Origin of the sequence: Altererythrobacter sp. MTPC7 (genome assembly GCF_042851395.1) — a bacterium.
Classification (GTDB): domain Bacteria; phylum Pseudomonadota; class Alphaproteobacteria; order Sphingomonadales; family Sphingomonadaceae; genus CAJXSN01.
The window spans coordinates 1-18,599 of record NZ_BTGS01000008.1; the positions used below are offsets into that span (position 1 = coordinate 1).

Annotated in this window: 16 protein-coding genes and 1 riboswitch; of the genes, 7 read left to right on the forward strand and 9 right to left on the reverse strand. The window is 62.9% G+C overall.

Going from position 1 to position 18,599, the window contains the following annotated elements; all coding sequences use genetic code 11:
- Positions 1-190: 190 nt before the first annotated feature.
- Positions 191-433: a DUF2061 domain-containing protein gene (locus tag ACGHJ7_RS08370; RefSeq protein WP_390476304.1), complete on the forward strand. Its 243-nt coding sequence runs from the start codon at positions 191-193 to the stop codon at positions 431-433.
- A 262-nt stretch (positions 434-695) separates the two neighbouring features.
- Here ACGHJ7_RS08370 and ACGHJ7_RS08375 read toward each other — a convergent pair whose 3' ends face one another.
- The 5 genes from ACGHJ7_RS08375 to ACGHJ7_RS08395 all read right to left on the reverse strand — a co-directional run bounded on the left by ACGHJ7_RS08375 (position 696) and on the right by ACGHJ7_RS08395 (position 5,308).
- Positions 696-1,262 (reverse strand): GIY-YIG nuclease family protein, encoded by a 567-nt coding sequence (locus ACGHJ7_RS08375; protein WP_390476306.1) that lies wholly within the window; start codon positions 1,260-1,262, stop codon positions 696-698.
- Entirely contained in the window at positions 1,229-2,392 is a 1,164-nt protein-coding gene (locus tag ACGHJ7_RS08380; protein WP_390476308.1) for a DNA cytosine methyltransferase, read from the reverse strand. The genes ACGHJ7_RS08375 and ACGHJ7_RS08380 overlap by 34 nt, the downstream gene beginning before the upstream one ends.
- A gap of 186 nt (positions 2,393-2,578) precedes the next feature.
- Entirely contained in the window at positions 2,579-2,932 is a 354-nt protein-coding gene (locus ACGHJ7_RS08385; protein WP_390476310.1) for a hypothetical protein, read from the reverse strand.
- Between the two features lie 4 nt (positions 2,933-2,936).
- Positions 2,937-4,871 carry a phosphomethylpyrimidine synthase ThiC gene (thiC, locus tag ACGHJ7_RS08390; RefSeq protein WP_390476312.1) on the reverse strand — a complete coding sequence of 645 codons (1,935 nt, stop codon included), beginning with the start codon at positions 4,869-4,871 and terminating at the stop codon, positions 2,937-2,939.
- Positions 4,872-4,897: 26 nt separating this feature from the next.
- Positions 4,898-5,308: a hypothetical protein gene (locus ACGHJ7_RS08395; RefSeq protein WP_390476314.1), complete on the reverse strand. Its 411-nt coding sequence runs from the start codon at positions 5,306-5,308 to the stop codon at positions 4,898-4,900.
- A gap of 55 nt (positions 5,309-5,363) precedes the next feature.
- Positions 5,364-5,472, reverse strand: a riboswitch (TPP riboswitch).
- A 229-nt stretch (positions 5,473-5,701) separates the two neighbouring features.
- Here ACGHJ7_RS08395 and ACGHJ7_RS08400 point away from each other — a divergent pair.
- The 4 genes from ACGHJ7_RS08400 to ACGHJ7_RS08415 all read left to right on the forward strand — a co-directional run bounded on the left by ACGHJ7_RS08400 (position 5,702) and on the right by ACGHJ7_RS08415 (position 10,938).
- On the forward strand, positions 5,702-6,127 hold the full coding sequence (locus ACGHJ7_RS08400) for a hypothetical protein (protein WP_390476315.1): 426 nt from the start codon (positions 5,702-5,704) through the stop codon (positions 6,125-6,127).
- A gap of 123 nt (positions 6,128-6,250) precedes the next feature.
- The gene (locus ACGHJ7_RS08405; RefSeq protein WP_390476609.1) at positions 6,251-6,385 is read left to right on the forward strand and encodes a hypothetical protein; all 135 of its coding nucleotides are present in this window, start codon (positions 6,251-6,253) and stop codon (positions 6,383-6,385) included.
- A gap of 18 nt (positions 6,386-6,403) precedes the next feature.
- A complete protein-coding gene (locus ACGHJ7_RS08410; protein WP_390476611.1) occupies positions 6,404-8,488 on the forward strand; it encodes a hypothetical protein in 2,085 nt (694 codons plus the stop codon).
- Positions 8,489-9,057: 569 nt separating this feature from the next.
- Positions 9,058-10,938: a hypothetical protein gene (locus ACGHJ7_RS08415; protein ID WP_390476317.1), complete on the forward strand. Its 1,881-nt coding sequence runs from the start codon at positions 9,058-9,060 to the stop codon at positions 10,936-10,938.
- A gap of 136 nt (positions 10,939-11,074) precedes the next feature.
- Here the strand turns inward: ACGHJ7_RS08415 and ACGHJ7_RS08420 are convergent, their stop codons facing one another.
- The 3 genes from ACGHJ7_RS08420 to ACGHJ7_RS08430 form a co-directional block, all read right to left on the reverse strand.
- The gene (locus tag ACGHJ7_RS08420) at positions 11,075-11,563 is read right to left on the reverse strand and encodes a hypothetical protein (RefSeq protein WP_390476319.1); all 489 of its coding nucleotides are present in this window, start codon (positions 11,561-11,563) and stop codon (positions 11,075-11,077) included.
- A gap of 169 nt (positions 11,564-11,732) precedes the next feature.
- Complete coding sequence (locus tag ACGHJ7_RS08425) at positions 11,733-13,547, reverse strand: DUF885 domain-containing protein (RefSeq protein WP_390476321.1); 1,815 nt, start codon at positions 13,545-13,547, stop codon at positions 11,733-11,735.
- Between the two features lie 132 nt (positions 13,548-13,679).
- Positions 13,680-14,957 (reverse strand): amidohydrolase family protein, encoded by a 1,278-nt coding sequence (locus tag ACGHJ7_RS08430; RefSeq protein WP_390476323.1) that lies wholly within the window; start codon positions 14,955-14,957, stop codon positions 13,680-13,682.
- Positions 14,958-15,074: 117 nt separating this feature from the next.
- Between ACGHJ7_RS08430 and ACGHJ7_RS08435 the strand changes: the two genes are divergently transcribed.
- A complete protein-coding gene (locus tag ACGHJ7_RS08435; protein WP_390476324.1) occupies positions 15,075-17,153 on the forward strand; it encodes a prolyl oligopeptidase family serine peptidase in 2,079 nt (692 codons plus the stop codon).
- A gap of 22 nt (positions 17,154-17,175) precedes the next feature.
- Positions 17,176-17,706 carry a hypothetical protein gene (locus ACGHJ7_RS08440; RefSeq protein WP_390476326.1) on the forward strand — a complete coding sequence of 177 codons (531 nt, stop codon included), beginning with the start codon at positions 17,176-17,178 and terminating at the stop codon, positions 17,704-17,706.
- Here ACGHJ7_RS08440 and ACGHJ7_RS08445 read toward each other — a convergent pair.
- Entirely contained in the window at positions 17,694-18,578 is an 885-nt protein-coding gene (locus ACGHJ7_RS08445) for a MipA/OmpV family protein (RefSeq protein ID WP_390476327.1), read from the reverse strand. The genes ACGHJ7_RS08440 and ACGHJ7_RS08445 overlap by 13 nt on opposite strands.
- Between the last annotated feature and the right edge of the window lie 21 nt (positions 18,579-18,599).

Genomic DNA, 18,599 nt, shown 5'->3' on the forward strand with positions numbered 1-18,599 from the left:
GGGGGATGGTTTGCTCATCGAACAGTCTAAGGCACAGGCGGGGCCGTGTAGGACAGGAAAAACCGCACGGGCCCCGTGCTGCCCCATGCCGGCCCCGCGCTCGCCATCCCGCCGATACTTCGCCAAAACCGATTAATGTCGCCGGATTAATCGCGGGAGCCTTCGCGTGGAGGTGTGCATTACCCCTTCCATGACCCGCGATTATGCCAAGACGCTGACCTTCCTCGCCCTGCACCTGATCGTGGGCTTTACCGTGGCCTATCTGTTCACCGGCTCGATCGCGCTAGCCGGAGGCATCGCGCTGGTCGAGCCGCTGGTAAACGCCGTCGTATTCTTCTTCCACGAACGTGCCTGGGAACAAAAGAACCGCCCCGCCCTGCTGGGCGTGCTGCTGCACAGGCACGGCGCGGAGGAGCGGTCGCGGGTGGGGTAGAGGCGAGGTAGTAGTCGCTGAATTCGGCTCTGATAAAGACGACGAAAGCTCAGACATCGCCTGTATAGCCAACGCCGGCACCATCCGCGCTTCCAAAGATGATTTACGTGCCGCAGGGGACCTATGGGAGGCAACCCGCCGCCGCTCAGCAAGACGGATTGGTGACGAACTTTGTAGGCGCTAGGTTGGGCGCTAACCTTAAATTGGCCGAGGTGACAAGCGCTATACAGTAATGCTGCCAAAATTTCAGTCTTACGCGGGTTCAAACGGTATCGAGAAATTGTTCGTGATATTTCTTGAGGCGCGCAAAATGGACATCAAGGGCGACCGCCATTTCTTTCGAGCTCTTCACATTCAAAAAGTGGTCGACCAGTCGCAAATAATGTTGGATTTGGCGAGGCAAGCGAGCTTCCGGCTCTTTGCGACGGGCAATTTCTTGCTCACTCAAAACCATAACCGTTTCTTCGCATTCGGCGAACTGAAAGCCGACGCTTGATGCGAGCACAGCTCCGTTCATCAATGGAGATTGGACATGAAAATGGTTGAAGAGGCCATTTTCCAGAGTATTTATTTGTTCGACCGCGTCGACTGGCCAAGCTTTGACAGAGGCGATCTCCCAGACATCGATTTGCCTATTGGCAATGACATCAGATCTGGCAGAAGTGAGATGCCTCTGTACCCGCGATCTTATGCCATCTGTCGATTGCCCGATGTAGATTGGGACATGATCGAGATCACAGAGAGCATAGACACCTATAGCATTTGTAAGTTCTGAGAGCGCTTTCGCTCGAAAATTCAGACTTTCGCCAAATTTTGGTTTTTCTGCCATGCAGCCTGCGCTCCATCCATATCTCTTTTAAGGGCCGGCATTAATACATGTTGACTCAGAAACTCAACGACGGGGACCGCTACCCCATCGCCAGAAAGTTGAAATGCATCATTAGGATTGGCGGGTAGTATATAATCATCACTAAGTCCCATGAGGCGAGCTGTTTCTCGTGGTGTCAGCAAGCGAGACTTTACCTCGCCCTGCCCGACACTAAATATAGTCTGCCTGCTCGACCCACCTCCAGGCGTTCTGAGGCACCCAGCCATACCGTCGAAACGAACTTCAATTCGTTGCCGTCGCCTGCCATTCTCGACACGCGTACGTCGAAATGCAGCACCAATCGCGCAATTATTATCGCCGATACGATCTTCAATTTTCGTTCGATTGGTCACGTTCATCAGTTCAAGAAGTTGCTGTGTTTTATCGGCCGAATGCCAACTTACGTCTCCCTCAAGGATATCTGCGAGATCCGCGTTGCGCTTCGGAGGATTGGGGAGATCCCACCAGTTCCAGCGTTCATTCAAAAACGAAGGGAACGATGCTACCGCGTTTTGCATGACATTCGGGTGCCACATGTCATTTGCGGTTCCACCGTCCGGCAGTCGGCACTCGCCTTCCAGAAAGCCAATCAAAAACACGCGTGGCCGCGACTGCGGCACAAAGTGTGATGCATCGATCACAAATCCGCCGATGTGATAATTTTCAATGGCAAGCGCGCGGCAGATGGTTTCAAAATCGCGTCCATCTCGTGAGGTTAAAAGGCCTCGAACATTCTCGAGGACGATTGCACGAGGCTTTCGACGCTCTTCAGCAAGCTCGGTGATTAGACGCCAAAAAGACCAAAATACATTAGACTTGAGCCCGTTTAAGCCTGCACCATTCCCTGCCAATGAGAAATCTTGACAAGGTGATGATGCCCACGCGAGGTCGCATCGCTCGGGCAAATCAGCAGTTGAAACCGCGCCCACATCTCCGGGAAAGAGATCTTCGTCGCCCCAGTTTTCGCGATATGTTTGACATTTCTTTCGGTCAAAATCGTTCGCGAAAGTGCATTTCCAACCGTTGCGCAAACCTTGGCGCGCCATACCGCCACCCGCAAAGAATTCGTAGAAGTGGAGTTTTTGGGTCAATTTGGTTTCCCGATACTGCTCAGAACAAACAGTGAATAACGTATTTAGGTTTGTCCAGAGCCGATGCATCGATTTCGGCGGGATTTTCCCGATCCCGCCAAGGCAGCATCTAGCCCTTCCCAGCTACACCTCATTTATGTTTCCAAGCCCTTCTGTGCTTGCTCGCTTCGAAAAGGGCGTCACCGCTCACCCCCGCTCATCACCCCCATCCGAAGCCAACCGCCGATGTTCGTCCACACTCCGGCGCATTTCCTGCGCCTGCAAGTGGAGCGCCTTGTTCGACAGGCGGATCTCGCGGCTTTGCTGGAAGAAGCCGAGGACCAGCCACAGGAAGGCGAGCGGGCTGGAGACGCCGCCGAGGAAGTCGCCCAGCTCGTTCAGTTTCAGGTCGGCGGGGTTCTGGCCCTGCACCACCAGGTACAGCGCCACGCCCACGACATAGACCGCCGACAGCGCCAGCCCAATCAGCGGCAGGCGGCGGCGTTCGCGGCGCTCCGTTTCCGGGTCCAGGATCGCCGCCGCCGGTGTTTCCGCCGCCATGCGCCTACACGTCGTCCTTCGTGACCAGCGTGTCGGCCTCGTCCTCGTCCAGGTACAGCTTCTCGCCCTTCGCCTTGTAGAGGCGGCTCATCTCTTTCATGCCTTCCAGCGCGGCGGCCTTGCTGGCCTCGGCGGTGTCGGCGCCCCATTTCTCGCTTTCGAGGAAGCCGTCGGCGCTCTGGTTCTGGCGCGAGGCGAAGTCGCGCACTTCCTGGCTGATCTTCATGCTGCAGAATTTCGGGCCGCACATGGAGCAGAAATGCGCGGTCTTGGCGCCTTCTGCGGGCAGGGTCTGGTCGTGGTAGTCCTCTGCCGTTTCGGGATCGAGCGACAGGTTGAACTGGTCGCGCCAGCGGAACTCGAAGCGGGCCTTGCTCAATGCGTCGTCGCGGACCTTGGCCGCCGGGTGGCCCTTCGCCAGGTCGGCGGCGTGGGCGGCGAGTTTGTACGTCACCACGCCGACCTTCACATCGTCGCGGTCGGGCAGGCCGAGATGTTCCTTCGGCGTGACGTAGCAAAGCATCGCCGTGCCGTACCAGCCGATCTGCGCCGCGCCGATGCCGCTGGTGATGTGGTCGTATCCCGGCGCGATATCGGTGACGAGGGGGCCGAGGGTGTAGAACGGCGCTTCGCCGCACACCTCCAGCTGCTTGTCCATGTTCTCCTTGATCTTGTGCATGGGCACGTGGCCCGGCCCTTCGATCATGACCTGCACGTCGGATTTCCACGCGCGGTGGGTCAGTTCGCCCAGCGTGTAGAGCTCGGCAAACTGCGCCTCGTCATTGGCGTCCGCGATGCTGCCGGGGCGCAGGCCGTCGCCGAGGCTGTAGGCGATGTCGTACGCCTTCATGATCTCGGTGATCTCGTCGAAATGCTCGTAGAGGAAGCTTTCCTTGTGATGCGCGAGGCACCATTTCGCCATGATGCTGCCGCCGCGCGACACGATGCCGGTGACGCGTTTTGCCGCCATCGGCACGTAAGGCAGGCGCACGCCCGCGTGGATGGTGAAATAGTCGACGCCCTGCTCCGCCTGCTCGATCAGCGTGTCGCGGAAGACATCCCAGGTGAGGTCTTCGGCCACCCCGCCGACCTTCTCCAGCGCCTGATAAATGGGCACGGTGCCGATGGGGACGGGGCTGTTGCGGATGATCCATTCGCGTGTGTCGTGGATGTTGCGGCCCGTCGAGAGGTCCATGACGGTGTCTGCGCCCCAGCGGATCGACCAGACCATCTTGTCGACCTCGCTCGCCACGTCGGAAGCCACGGCGGAGTTGCCGATATTGGCGTTGATCTTGACCAGGAAATTGCGCCCGATCGCCATCGGCTCGCTTTCGGGATGGTTGATGTTGTTGGGAATGATCGCGCGGCCCCGCGCAACCTCGTCGCGGACGAATTCGGGGGTGATGATCTCGGGGATCGCCGCACCGAAATCCTGCGTCCCTTCGCGGTTGGCAGCAATGGTCTCGCGCGCCATTTCGCGGCCCAGGTTCTCGCGCTCCGCCACATATTCCATCTCGGGCGTGATGATGCCGCGGCGGGCATAGTGCATCTGCGTGACGTTCTGCCCTGCTTTCGCTCGCAGCGGACGCTTCACGACATTCGGGAACGCGGGCACACCCCCACTGCGGTCGGGGCCCAGTTGGCCGTTATCCTCCGGCTTCACTTCCCGCGCGTCGTATTCCTCGACATCGCCGCGAGCTGTGATCCAGTCGCGCCGTAGCTGCGGCAGGCCCGCCTGGATGTCGATACGCGCCGCCGGGTCGGTATAGGGCCCGCTGGTGTCGTAGACCCGCAAGCTGGGCTCCCCACCCTCCAGGTCGATCTCGCGCATGGCCACGCGCACGCCGCTGCCGGTGCGCGCGCCGACATGGACCTTGCGGCTGCCGCGAATGGGCCCGGTCGTGACGCCGATTTCGAGAGGGGAATTGATGTCTGCCATGGGGAGGATCCTTGGGTTTGCGAAAATCAGATGGTCTGCAGCCGCGAAAGCGCGACGAAGATGAGGGCGGCGGCAAGCATGGCGTCCAGCCCGGCGATGAAAGTGGTCTTGTCCCCTGTCAGCACCCGGCGACCGAGCGCCGTCACGCGGTCCGGAGCGGCAAGGAAGAACAGCCCCTTCGCCACCGCCAGCCCGCCGATGACGGAGATGAAGATGCTGAGCCAGTCCCCGGGTCGCCACGGCGAGGCGAGATAGATCGCCGCACCCAGCGTGAAGGTGAAGGCGCCGGTCAGGAAGGAAAGCGCCGGACTACGCTCGAAATCGTCCAGCAGCCGCGCCCAGCCGCCGGGCGCGCGCAGTTCCGCCACGCAGACGGCCAGCATGTAGAGGCCGAGGAACAGCGCGATCCACGCCGGGGTATCCGCAGTGCTCGCCATGACAGCCTCTCCTCTCGCATGGCAGCAGGGCAAGGGAAGCGAGGCGGCTCACCACTGGCGATCACCAACCCTTCCCTCCGCCGGTGCTAGCCGGTTCAGGTTCGACGGGTCGGAGGATGCCAGCCCTCCCTCTCAGCGCAAGGCGCGCTCCCCGGGGATGGCACGGGTGTAGATGCTGCGGGCACCGGCGTAAAGGACGAACGCCCTGCCTCGGTAACTCCGCAACGGACTGCCTGCAAAGCCTCCAAAAAGCCTGAAGTAATAATGTTTTATTTTTGTGCACTATTATACTATTAAGACGTTCTGAAACCATTCATTTCCGCGCTTGCCAAACAATAATTGTAATTTTACTTTAGCTGGGTCGGGAGGGTCCCCGCACTGGGATTCCAAAGTATGAAAAGTTCACTTCACGTCGCGACAGCGCTGCTGCTCGCTATCTCTTCGCTCGCCTTTGCCACATCGTCGGCTCAGGCGGGCGAATGCTTGCTCGACACCAACGACAACGGTACAGCCGACGATCTGGACACGGACGGCGGTGCGTCGTCGACCGGCGATGACGGAAGCATCGCCTGCGGAACGGGCGCAAGCGCGAACGGCTTCGCGGCTACAGCGTTCGGCGGCAATGCCAGCGCTGCGGAAATGAGCGTGGCTGTCGGCTTCGCTGCGCAAAGCGAATTCATGAATACTGCCGTCGGTCACGAGTCCCAGACACTGGGCGGTCAGGCTACGGCGATCGGGACATTGACGCGAGCCAATACGTTCAATTCGACCGCCGTCGGTTATGCCGCGGAAGCGCGCGGAGAAGACGCGGTCGCCTGAGGCACCGGTGCGATTGCGGATGCCTTCGGCACGACCGCTGCAGGCGTCAATGCGACCGCCATCGGTTTCGGGAACATAGCGCTGGGATCGCAAAGCCTTGCGTTCGGCGAACTGAGTTCGGCAATCGGATCATTTTTCGCAACCTTTGCCGACTCCGCCACAGTTATTGGCGCAGGCGCGAACGCCAACGCTATCAACTCGGTTGCGCTGGGTGCGGCAAGCTTTTCTGATCGGGACAACACCGTATCCATCGGCTAGGTCGGCGCCGAGCGCCAGATTACGAATGTCGCAGCCGGCACGGAAGGCACAGATGCGGTCAACCTTGACCAGCTTAATACTGCCATGGGCGCAAGCGGAAGCGTGTATGTCGACATCAACGGCACAGGCGGCCCGGCAAATGCCGACGGGTTCGAAGCGATCGCGATCGGGTCCGACGCGCTTGAACTGGGCTTCAGTGCGATTGCCATCGGCAATGCAAGCAGCGCCATTGATAGTGGCACGATAGCCATCGGGCAGTTCGCTTTTGCGACCGGTGATTTCTCCAGCGCGCTGGGAGAAGGGGCGGCCGCAACCGGCATAAATGTCGTGGCAGTCGGAGCCTTCTCGCAGGCCAACGGCTTCATTTCCACCGCAGTGGGTTCGAACGCTTCTGCGAATACGGATAATTCGACGGCCATCGGATCGAGCGCGGGTGCGAACTTCGCCAATTCCGTTGCTCTGGGAGCGAAATCACGAACGGACAGGGAAAATTCGGTGTCGGTCGGCAACACCGACTTCGACGGGCAGCGACAGATCACCAATCTTGCAGCGGGCACCGCGGATACCGATGCCGTCAACGTCGCGCAGCTCAACGCTGCGGTCGCCGGTGCCGGTAGGCTTTATGTCGACGTAAGCCCCGTGGGCGCCCATGCGCAGGCCAATGGCAGCGGATCGGTCGCCATCGGCTGCGAAAGCGTTTCCAATAGCGATTTCTCGGTCGCGCTGGGGTTCGATACGTCGACCGAAGGTGGCATTGGCGGGGTCGCAATCGGCGTCGGTAGCAGCGCGCTCGATACAGGCGGCGTGGCGATCGGTCTTATTTCGTCGGCAGGCGCTTTCGGCGTTGCGAACGGCGTGGCTGCGAATGCGTCCGGCCCGGGATCGATTGCAATCGGCGGCGATGTCGATCGCAGCGGGCTCGGCGCATCGGCGAGCGGTACGCAGGCCATCGCGCTTGGCGGCGACAGCGAGGCGTCGGGCTTCGGCTCCGTTGCGATCGGTTACGGCTCGTTCGCTGGGGAGGATAACACCGTATCCTTCGGCAATGCGGACACGCAGCGCCGCCTCGTCAATGTGGCGGATGGCGTGGACGACAGCGATGCGGTGACCGTGCGCCAGCTCAACAATGCCGTGGAAGGTGCGACCAGCACGGCGGCTGCTGCACGGGCCCGGGCGGACGATGCCTTTGCCCTGGCAGAAGATGGCAATGCGCTGGCGCTGTTGAATCAGTCGGATATTGCGGACAACACCGCCGCGATTGCGGGCAACACGGCAGATATCGCAGCCAATACAGCGGCAATTGCCGGCAATACGGCCGCCATCAACGATGTGAACGACCGCGTTGATGCAAACGAGGCAGCGATCCAGTCGCTGTCGGGCAGTCTGCCCTATGTCGACGTCAATTCGGACGCGGCACCGGCCTCTGCCACCGGGGCGGAAGCCGTCGCCATCGGCGGCGGAGCGACGGCCGGCGGCGAAGGCGCGGTGGCGCTGGGGGGAGCGGCCGATGCCTCTGCCGACAACGCCGTGGCGCTGGGCGCCGGTGCGACGTCCGCCTTTGCGGGATCGACCGCAGTCGGTGCCGGTTCCGTGACGACGGCAGAAAAGCAGTTCATGCTGGGCGCATCGGGCAGCGCGGTCGTGGTGGCCGATATCGCCAGCTCCACCGCAGCGCAGACGGGTCCGGTCGATGCCGTGACCATCGATGCCAGCGGTGTCCTTGGCCGGGGCAGCTTCGCCTCTGTCGGCGGGCTAGCCGCGGCGAACCAGCGGATCGACTTGCTCGGCACGCAGGTCGGCGCGCTGGGCGCCCGGACAACGGCGCTGGAAGGGCAGGTTTCGACCCTCTTCGACCTCACGGAGACTGTGGACAAGGACGCGCAGCGGGGCATCACCTCGATCGCTGCTGCCGCCCATCCCCACTTCCCCAGTGAAGCAGGCAAGACCAGCTACGCCAGCAACGTCGCGCTCTATCGCGGCGAAGTCGGCTTCTCGGCCGGCGTGATGCACCGCCTCGAAGGGGATTTCGACGTGACGGCGGGGGTCAGCTACGCCGGCGGCAATTCCACCGCCGCACGCGTCGGTATCGCCGGCGAGTTCTGAGGCCGGTTCGCATAGCAGGGCGGGCGCGGCTTCATCGCCGTCGCCCGCCCACCGCAAACCATGGCTTCGATACCCTTTTGCTATCTGGTTGAAAAAATGAGTAGGTAGCCCGCGATCGTAGCGGGTCAGGAAATCCCGCGTCACTTATTGGGGGTTATTCGACGAATACCAATACTCGCCGCGCAAGCGCCCTGCTACTTGCCACCTCTGCTTTTACTATATTTGTCGCCCCCGCTTCGGCGGACGAAACCGCGGACTGTAATATCAGTGCCGGACCGGATGCCACCTTGGGGACCGACGATGACGGGCTGGAATGCGGGGTAGGAGCGACCGCTCCTTCGCAAAATGCTACCGCTGTCGGGAACGGCGCAAGTGCAGCCTGGTTCAATTCGACCGCCATCGGTTTCGGCACCTATGCCGGGTCCTATAGTACTGCTGTAGGTTCGGGCTCCATCGCAGACAGCAACGGAGTCGCTGTAGGCTATCGAGCTTTTGCTGATCAAGGTTATGCCATCGGAATCGGCTGGGGTGCTTCTGCACTCCGCTCAGGCGCGATAGCTATCGGGGGTTTGGTCTCCGGTCACCCGACCGGGTCAGGGGCCAACGCTGCCGAAATCTTCACCATTGCGATCGGCCCCAGCGCACAGGCGTTGCAATTCGGTGCGATTCCCCTTGGCGGAAACAGCGATGCTGTGCAGCTTTACGACATGGCAATCGGTGTCGACACCTACGCGGAAGGCGGGGGCTCCATTGCCATCGGTAGCGGAAATTCAGCAAACGAAGGCGGAGCCCGCGCGACCGGTGGCGCAGATATTGCTATCGGAGCGCTGGCAGTGGCGCGCCCAGAAGCGACTGAGTCCGTAGCGCTTAGATCTGAATCGGTAGCTGTGGAAGAGCGCACCGTCTCCGTGGGTAACGCCGATCTCCAGCACCGTATCGTGAACGTGGCGCAAGGGGTCGACGATTTCGATGCGGTCAATGTCGCGCAACTGAATGCGGCACTTGCCGCAGTTGACGGCGGAGGGTTTGCCGCAGCCGATTGCTTTGCCGCGAATTCCATCAGCACTACAGCCAGCGCGACCGGAACCGGCACGATCGCAATCGGCGGTGGAACTTTATCGACTGCAGCCAATGCCATCGCGTTCGGGACTTCTGCAGGCGCCGAAGGAACTGGCAGCCTTGCCATCGGCAGCGATATGTTCGCTGGCAGCACCAATTCCATGGCAATCGGAAACTATGCCTCTGCCGAGGCTGTCGGCGCGGTCGCCATCGGCAGCACTGCGCAGGTCTTCGGCACGAATGGCCTAGCGATCGGCAGCGACGTGGATGGCAATGGGCAAGGTGCCTTCGTCGATGCAGAAAACGCAGTAGTATTGGGGGGCGAAACCCAGGCTCTGGCAGCGTCAACCGTGTCCCTTGGCGCAAATGCTTCGGCAAGCGGACGCGGTGGATCCGCGATCGGCGCCGACAGCCGGGCGACAGCGGTCAGTTCCACGGCGATCGGGGCCGGCGCGAGCGCAACGGGAGCGACCGCCATCGGCAGCGGTGTAACCGCGGCTTTCGAACAGTCTACGGCGATCGGCAACGGCTCATCCGTCGGGGCGAACCTTGCAACGGCCATCGGCGCGCGCTCCTCCGCACCGGGCCTTAACTTGGTCGCCATCGGCCCCCTGTCAAACGCCAGTGCCGGCGGCACGGTCGCTATCGGACGAAGTGCATCGGCCACCGGAACGCTGGGCGCAGCGACCGGACAGCAGGCGACGGCCGACAACCGTGGTTCGGCCTATGGCACACGCGCCAATGCCACCGGCACCCGTGCCACCGCCCTTGGATTTGAAGCGAACGCTACCCAGGGCTCTGCGACCGTAATAGGCAGCGGGGCCAGCGCGGTCCATGCGAATTCGACCGCAATTGGCGCCGGCGCGGTAACGACCGCGGCCAATCAGCTTGTCCTAGGTGCAAACGGGATGGCCGTCGTCGTTGCAGGCATCGATGCGGGCACATCCGTGCAGGAAGGGCCGGTCGACGTCGTGACCGTAGATGCGAATGGCGTCCTGGGACGTCAGCAAGTTGCGACAGCGGGTGCCCTGCGCACGGTAGAGATGGCGGTCGAACACATCGCCGCTGTGACAGGGGCGCAGTTCGATGCGCTGACAGGGCGCGTCGCGTCGCTCGAAAGCGGGCTGGATGCCATGTCCTTCCGCCTTGACGACCTGGATCAGCGGATGAGCGGCGGGATCGCGGCTGCCGCAGCATTGGGGAGCGCGATTGCCATGCCGGACAAGCGCATCACCATCGACGGCGATATCGCAACCTATAACGGCGAACAGGGCTATGCTGCTTCCGTTACCGGTCGTCTGTCCGATTCCTTCGCCATCGGCGGTGGGATTGCAGGCAATAGCGGCGATGGTGAGGTCGTGGCCCAGGCCGGCTTCGCCGTCGGGTTCTGACGACCCGGCGAAACCCGTCCGGATATAAGAAGGGCGGCTCTTAGCCGAAGCCGCCCTTAATCTCTCTTCGACGCGTCCGGATTTCGTGCAAAAACTGCACGGGCGCGCCGACTGCAGGAAACCGGCGGCCTGCGGCTCAGCGCGGGCCCATACCGGCGGACTGCATTTCGGCAGCGGACATCGTTCCGTCGCGGACCTGGTCGTAGCGATCGAAATTGTCCTGCGTGCGGATGCGGTATTCTATCAGGCTGATGATGCCATCGCCGTCGCGGTCGAAATCGCGCACCGTCGGGACTGGCACGTTGGTGATTCCGGCAGGGTCGGCAAGGGCAGCAAATTCACCCGGCGACAGCGCACCGTTACCGTGCGTGTCGAGCTGCTGGAACGCGGCCCGGTTGACCTGCAACGCGGCGGCCTGCCGCAATTGTTGACTGCGCTGGGCGATCTCGCCTCCGGTGATCGTGCCGTCCTGGTCGCTGTCCAGCGCGGTGAACTGCGCATCCATCTGCGCGATGAACTGCGCGCGGGTCAGGCCCTGGTCCGCTTCCTGCGCGAACGCGGCTCCGCTCGTTGCAAGGGCGCTGAGCGTCGCGGTGGCAACAATGGCGGCGGAAGAAATCTTCATCGGTCGGTCTATCCCCATAGAATGCGCTAGGCTCGTGCGCCCGTGTGCATAGGCCATCGGGTTAGCAGATGAAAGATTGCGCCAGAATGAGCAGCCGGCGACCCAAACAGGAAGGGGCGGCGGCCTGCGCGGCCCCGCCCCTTCCCGGTTCACTGGTGCGTGGTGCGATCTACGACTGACTGGCGACCCAGCGGTCGATCTTGGCTTCCAACACCGGCAGGGGCAGCGCGCCCGTACCCAGCACCTGTGCGTGGAATTCCTTGATGTCGAAATCGTCGCCCAGCGCTTCTTCCGCCTCTGCGCGCAGTTCCTGGATCTTCAGCGCGCCGACCTTGTAGGCGAGGGCCTGCGAGGGAATCGCGATGTAACGCTCGACCTCGGCGACGACTTCGGTCCGGGTCATGCCGCTGTTTTCCAGCATGAAATCGATCGCCTGCTCGCGGCTCCACCCCTTGGAATGGAGACCGGTATCGACCACCAGCCGCATGGCGCGCAGCTGTTCGTCCTGCAGCGTGCCGTACCGGTTCCACGGGTCCTCGAAGAAGCCCATCTCGTAGCCCAGCGTTTCCGAATACAGCGCCCAGCCCTCGACATAGGCGGTGTTGCCGCCGAACCGGATGAAGGCGGGCAGATCCTCGTTTTCCTGCGCCAAGCTGATCTGGAAGTGATGCCCCGGCGCGCCTTCGTGGAGGTACAGCGTGACATTGCCCGTCGTCAGGCGGCTGGGCAGGTCATAGGCGTTGAAATAGAACGTGCCCGGCCGCGATCCGTCGGGCGCACCCGACTGGTACGAACCGCCCGCGCTGAACTGTTCGATCGCCGGGTCGTAGGGCTTGATTTCCAGCGGCGTCTTGGGAAGCAGGCTGAAATAGTCGCCGATGCGGGCGTCCACTTCCTCGCCAATATCGTAATAGGTTTGGGTCAGCGCCTCGCGGCTTTCCGGCTTGAACTGCTCGTCCGTGCGGACATAGTCGAAGAATTCGTTGAGCGTGCCGGTGAAGCCGACCTCGTCCTTGATCTCTTCCAGCCCGTTCTTGATCCGGGCGACTTCCGCCAGGCCCAGCTCGTGGAGGTAATCGGCCTCCAGCGGCAGGGTCGTGGTGCTTTCGATCAGCTGGGCGTAGAGTTCTTCCCCGCCCTTCATCTGCGACAGGCCGACGCTGGTGCGCGCGACCGGCAGGTATTCGTCACGCAGGAAATCGCGCGTCTTTTCCGTGATGTCGTAGATTTCCTGCGTCTTGGCCCGGTACGCCTGCGTCAGCCGGGCCTTGTCCGCGTCGGAGAAATCCTCCGGCATCGCCTTCACCGGCGCCCAGTACTGGGACTCTTCCAGCGGGATGGCGAGCTGCGTGTCGTACTGGCTGATGACCCGTTCGATCGTCAGACGGGTTTCCAGCACGCCTGTTTCCATGCCTTCGCGGAACTTGTCGATCGCACGCTCGCCGATGGCGATGTAATCGTCATGACGCGACAGGTTGTTCTCGTAATCCTCGACCGTCTTGAACGGTGCTGCGCTCTGCCCGCTGGCAAAGGTGGGATAGAAGGTGTGGAAGCCGCTGAAATGATTGATCGGGCGCACTTCGGTCAGGGCGCGGATCTCGTCCGTCGTGCCTTTCAGTGCCTGTTCCTGGTTGTAGAGGAACACGTCGTAGGCGAGCTTGTCGGTTTCCGACAGCTGGCCGCGATCAATCTGCTGGAGCAGCGCCATGTTCAGCTGCGTGTCGGTGCGCTGGGCGAGGAAGAAACTGTCGGTCAGGAAATCGCCCAGCCGGTCCGCCCGCCGCATATCGCCGCGAAACAGCCCGCTGATGGGGTTGAGCGCGAGACTGCGTTCGTCGGATTCGGCAAACAGCGCCTCCAGCTTCTGGCCTTCCGTCATGGCGGTTTCAGCCTCGGCCGCATCGATATGGTCGTCGGCCAGTGCGGGCGCGGCCGGCATTGCGAGCGCGGCGGTCGCCAGCAAGGCGGTGCGGATCAGTTTCATTTGGGTCCCCTGTGCAATCAAGTCATTCCGATGGCGGAAGACACTTCCGCCCTACCATGCCTGTCTATCGCAGGCAGGCCGGGCGGCGAAGATGCACTCTATCAAGTGCTTGGCTGTCCCGACGAGCGGTTATCAGTCGATCACGCGCCCACGCACCATCGTCCAGTCGACATTTTCCAGCACGGTCACATCGGTCAGCGGATTGCCCTCCACCGCGATGATGTCGGCGTAATAGCCGGGGGCGAGCCGCCCGATCTCGTTTTCCAGCCCGATGACCTCGGCCGCGACGGTGGTTGCGCTGGCCAGAGCCTCGCGGTTGGTCAGGCCCTGTTCGCGCAGCAGGGCGAATTCCTCTGCATTGCGTCCGTGGGGGAAAACGCCCGCATCCGTGCCGAAGGCGACCTTCACGCCGTAATCGCGCGCGCGGCTGACCAGCGTTCCCATATAGCTGGATACCTGCCGGATCTTTTCCTCCACCACCGGGGTGTAGAAGCCCGTGCCGAGATTTTCCGACACGCCTTTCAGTGCCATCAGGGTGGGGATCAGGATCGTGCCCTGCTCGCGCATGACCCGCCCGGCCTGTTCGTCGATATAGGTCCCGTGTTCGATCGTCTGCACACCGGCCCTCGCGGCAGCCTCGATCCCGCGTGCACCGTGGGCGTGGGCGGCGACCTTCAGCCCCAGCGTTTCGGCGGTATCGACGATGGATTTCATTTCGGCGTCGGAAAAATGCGCTTCCAGTCCGCGCCCCTGCTGGCTCAGCACGCCGCCGGTTGCGGTGATCTTGATGAGGTCGGCGCCGTATTTCGATGCGGTGCGCACGGTTTCGGCGCATTCGACGGCGCCGGTGCAGGTGAAATCGCTCGCCAGTATTTCCCCTACCCCGCGGCGGAAACCGTTGGTGTCGCCGTGTCCGCCGACGATGGCGATGGTTCGGGCCGAGGTGACGACGCGCGGGCCAGGCATCATGCCTTCCTCCGTCGCGCGGCGCAGCATCTGGGTGACCTGGTCGGTCCGCGAGCCGAGGTCGCGCACGGTGGTGAAGCCTGCGCGGGCCGTGACGCGCGCATTCTTCGCCGCGACCAGCACGTTCCATTCGGGCGGCGTGGTGGCGGCGCGCCAGAACTCGCCGCTGGGATCGCCCGATAGGTGCGTATGCAGGTCGATGAGGCCGGGCAGCACGGTATGATCCGGCAGGTGAACCCGGTCCGCACCGTCCGGCACGGGCGCAAATCCGTCGGCAATGGAAACGATGCGCCCGTCCGTCACCGTGATCGTGGCGGGACCGCTCAATTCCCCGTCCGCGCTGTCCAGCACGGCGCCGGCGTGGATGATGGTCGTATCCGCCAGCGCGGGCGTTGCCATTGCCAGCGTGGCCACCCCTGCCAGCATGATCCTGGTTAACTTCATCGCTTTCCTCCCCTTGTTGATGCGCCCGCAGCCCGTTCCTTCGGCCCGGTTTGCGCTTGTTTTCCCGTTCGCTATAGGCCTGGGCGAAAGATTTCAAACGAGAGAGGTCCCTCCCCGATGCAAACATTCTTCAAGACGCCGCGCTGCTCCGCGCACACCGTGCGCACTGTGCGCACCGCGCTGCTGACCGCCAGCCTGCTGGTCCCGGCCGCCGCCCTCGCCCGCCCGATGACGGCAGAGGACGTGGCGAAGCTGGAAGCGGTCGGGGCCGTCGCCGTGTCGCCCGATGGCAGCCGCGTCGCCTACACCACCGCCAGCCTGCCCGATGTGACCGCCGGGGAAAAGGACGGCACCACGACGCAGGAACTCAAGATGGCCTTCGGGCCCGACAATGCGCGCAGCTTCCTGCCGGACGACATCAGTCCCTCCAACGTGAAGTTCTCCCCCGATGGCCGCATGGTCAGCTTCGTCTGGGCGAAGGATGACGAAGACCGCGCCGTCTGGGGCATCCCGGTCGATGGCGGCGCGCAGCGCAAGCTCGCCGAAGTGGACGGCGCGAACGTGCTGAGCCACGAATGGTCCCCCGACAGTGGTTCGATCTACATGCTGGCCGGCGCCGCAGAGGACGAACAGCGCGAGGAAGAAGCCGATGCCGGCTTCGTCTCCATCGTCTACGAGGAAGAATCCAGGTTCAACCGCCTGTTCCGCGCATCGGTCGGCAGCGATGTCGATGCCGATCCGGTCCGGATCGACGTTCCGGGCTACGTCAGCGCGGTTCGGATCGCACCGGGCGGACAGACGGCCGTGATCGACAGCGCGCCCACCCCGCTGATCGACGACAGCTACACGCAGAAGCGCAGCCACGTGCTGGACCTCGCCACGGGCACGGTCCGGACCACGTTCGAAACGCCGGGCAAACTGGAGGACGTCGAGATTTCGCCCGACGGGTCGCAGGTCTCGATGATTGCCGGGGTCGACATGAACGATCCCGCCGCCACGACGCTGCACCTGGGCTCCATCGCCGACGGCAGCTACCGTGCGCTCAATGCGGGCGCGGCAGAAGCTGCGGTCGATGCCGAGTGGCTGGCCGACGGACGGCTGGCAGCAATCATCCATGTCGGCGCCGATGCCATGCTGCGTATCTACAATGCCGATGGCAGCGTCGCGGAAACCGTCGATCCGGGCGAGCTGATCCTGACCGGGATGGCGCGCGGCGGGAACCGGCTGATGGTCTGGGCCAACAGCCCTTCCCACCCGACGGAACTGTATGAATACGCGAACGGGACCTTCACCCGTTGGACCAATCACAATGCGTGGCTGTCGGACATCGACATGGGCACGCAGCGCACGGTGACCTACACCGCGACCGACGGCCAGCAGGTCGAAGGCATCCTGATCGAGCCGGTCGGCGGCCCGGCGCGCGGCGGCAGCCCGACGATCATGATGGTCCATGGCGGGCCGGAAGCGCATTATTCCAATGGCTGGCTGACCGCCTATTCCATGCCGGGCCAGATGGCGGCGGGCGAAGGCTATGCCGTCTTCCACCCGAACTATCGCGGTTCGACCGGCTACGGCGTCGATTATGCCAAGCAGCACCAGGGTAACTACACCGATCCCGAATTCCGCGACATCGTCGATGCCAAGAAGCACCTCGTCGCCGAAGGCATCACCGATCCGGACCGCACCGGTATCACCGGGGGCTCCTATGGCGGCTATGCCAGCGCATGGGGCGCGACGCATTATTCGGACGAATATGCCGCTGCCGTGATGTTCGTCGGCATTTCCAACCAGACCAGCAAGTTCGGCACGGGCGACATCCCGTTCGAGATGTACAACGTCCACAGCCGCGCATGGCCGTGGGACGACTGGCAGAAGATGCTGGAAGTCAGCCCCATCTACTACACCGACCGGGCGAAGACCCCGCTGCTGATCATGCACGGGCTGGAGGACACGCGCGTCGATCCGGGCCAGAGTTACGAGCTTTACCGCTTCGTGAAGATCCGCAATCCCGATACGCCGCTGCGCATGGTGCTGTATCCGGGCGAAGGCCACGGCAATCGCAAGGCATCCAGCCGTTATGACTACAACAAGCGGATGCTGCGCTGGTTCGACACCTATCTGAAGACCGGCGACCGCGATGCGGAAATGCCTGCCAGCCGCCCGGTCCTGAACCTCGGCGACGAGGACGAGAAATAGGAAGCGCGTAAGGGGCGGGCAGATGCGTGGGTTGTTGGGACTGGCGATTGCCGCCATCTTCCTTGCCATCGCGGCCCACCCCGATCTCCTTATCCTATTGGAGCCAAGCCGCACGGACGAGCTGCCGCTCACCATGCGCATCCTGCTCGGGCTATCGGGCGCCGGTTTGGGCTGGGCCGGCCTCTACCATCTGCGGCTGCGGGCAGACCGTCGAAAAGCGTATGCCGGGGGACGAATCGTGGGAAGCGAGGCCCGGCTTGCGGCGCGGATCGGTGAAGACGACGACACCGCCACGCTGATCGTCGAAGCGGGGGCGATCAACTGGCTCATCAGCACCAACTTGAAGCATCTCCCGCGCGAGAGGTTGGAGGCAGGCGAAAGGATCGCGGTGGTCGGCTATCTCGACTCACAGGACCGAATGGTCGCGCTCGATCATGGCGAACACCAGCTGATGCCGCTTTCGCGTGGCAAGCCCATGAAGCCTGACGAGATCGCGCACCTGAGAATTGCCGACGAGCGGCGGGTGGCCCCCAGCCGCAATCAGAAGGTGTAGCCGATCCCTGCACCTACCAGGAACTGGTCCGCACTGCCGACCACGCTGGTGAAGGGCGTATCCTTCGCATCGCCCATCAGGCGCGAATAACCGCCGATCGCCACCAGGCTCAGCCCGCCATCGGTGATGTCGCCATTGAGGTCGACCGCCACCAGCGCGTTCACACCGATGCTCTGCAGGCCGCCCTCGGCATCGAATGCGGGAAGCAGGCGCGGGTCGGGCCCGATCGTCGCGGCCTGCGGGACCGAGAAGTAATAGTCGGCGTAATCGTCGTCGACGAAGGTCGCGCTCGCCCCGATGGACGCCGCCACGCCCCGGCTTAGCGGGGTGAAATAGGAGACAGACGGGCTGACGGTCATGCCGCCATGCGCGCCTGCCACGTCGAACAGCGCATCGACACTGACGGTCACGCTGTCGAACCGGTTGAGCACGCCGGGCACGCTGATACCCGCCGTGGGGCCAACCTCGACCGCGCGGTCCAGCTCGCCATAGAGTTCCACCGTCTCGTCCTCGATCTGGTCAGCACGGTCGCTGCGCAGCCGCCCTGCCACGCCCAGGTCGAACGACACGCCTTCATCCGCATCGGGAATGAAGTCGATGGCGAGGCCCGCCGGGCGCGGATTGATGTCTATCCCCTTGTAACTGGCCTGCACGATGGGCAGCGGGAAAACGACGTAATCGTCGGACCCGGTATAGCTGGGGCCGAAGCCCGCCCCGACCCCGATGCTGAGGAAATCGCCGTCGAACACCGTTTCGGAAGGCAGCGGCGGCCCTGCGGGTCCCGTTTCCGGCCCGGCGTCCTGCGCGGCTGCGGGGGTGGAGGCTGCAAGGATGGCTGCGCTGGCAAGAAATGCCGCGTTACGGATGGTCATGATACGGAATGCTCCCGGGAT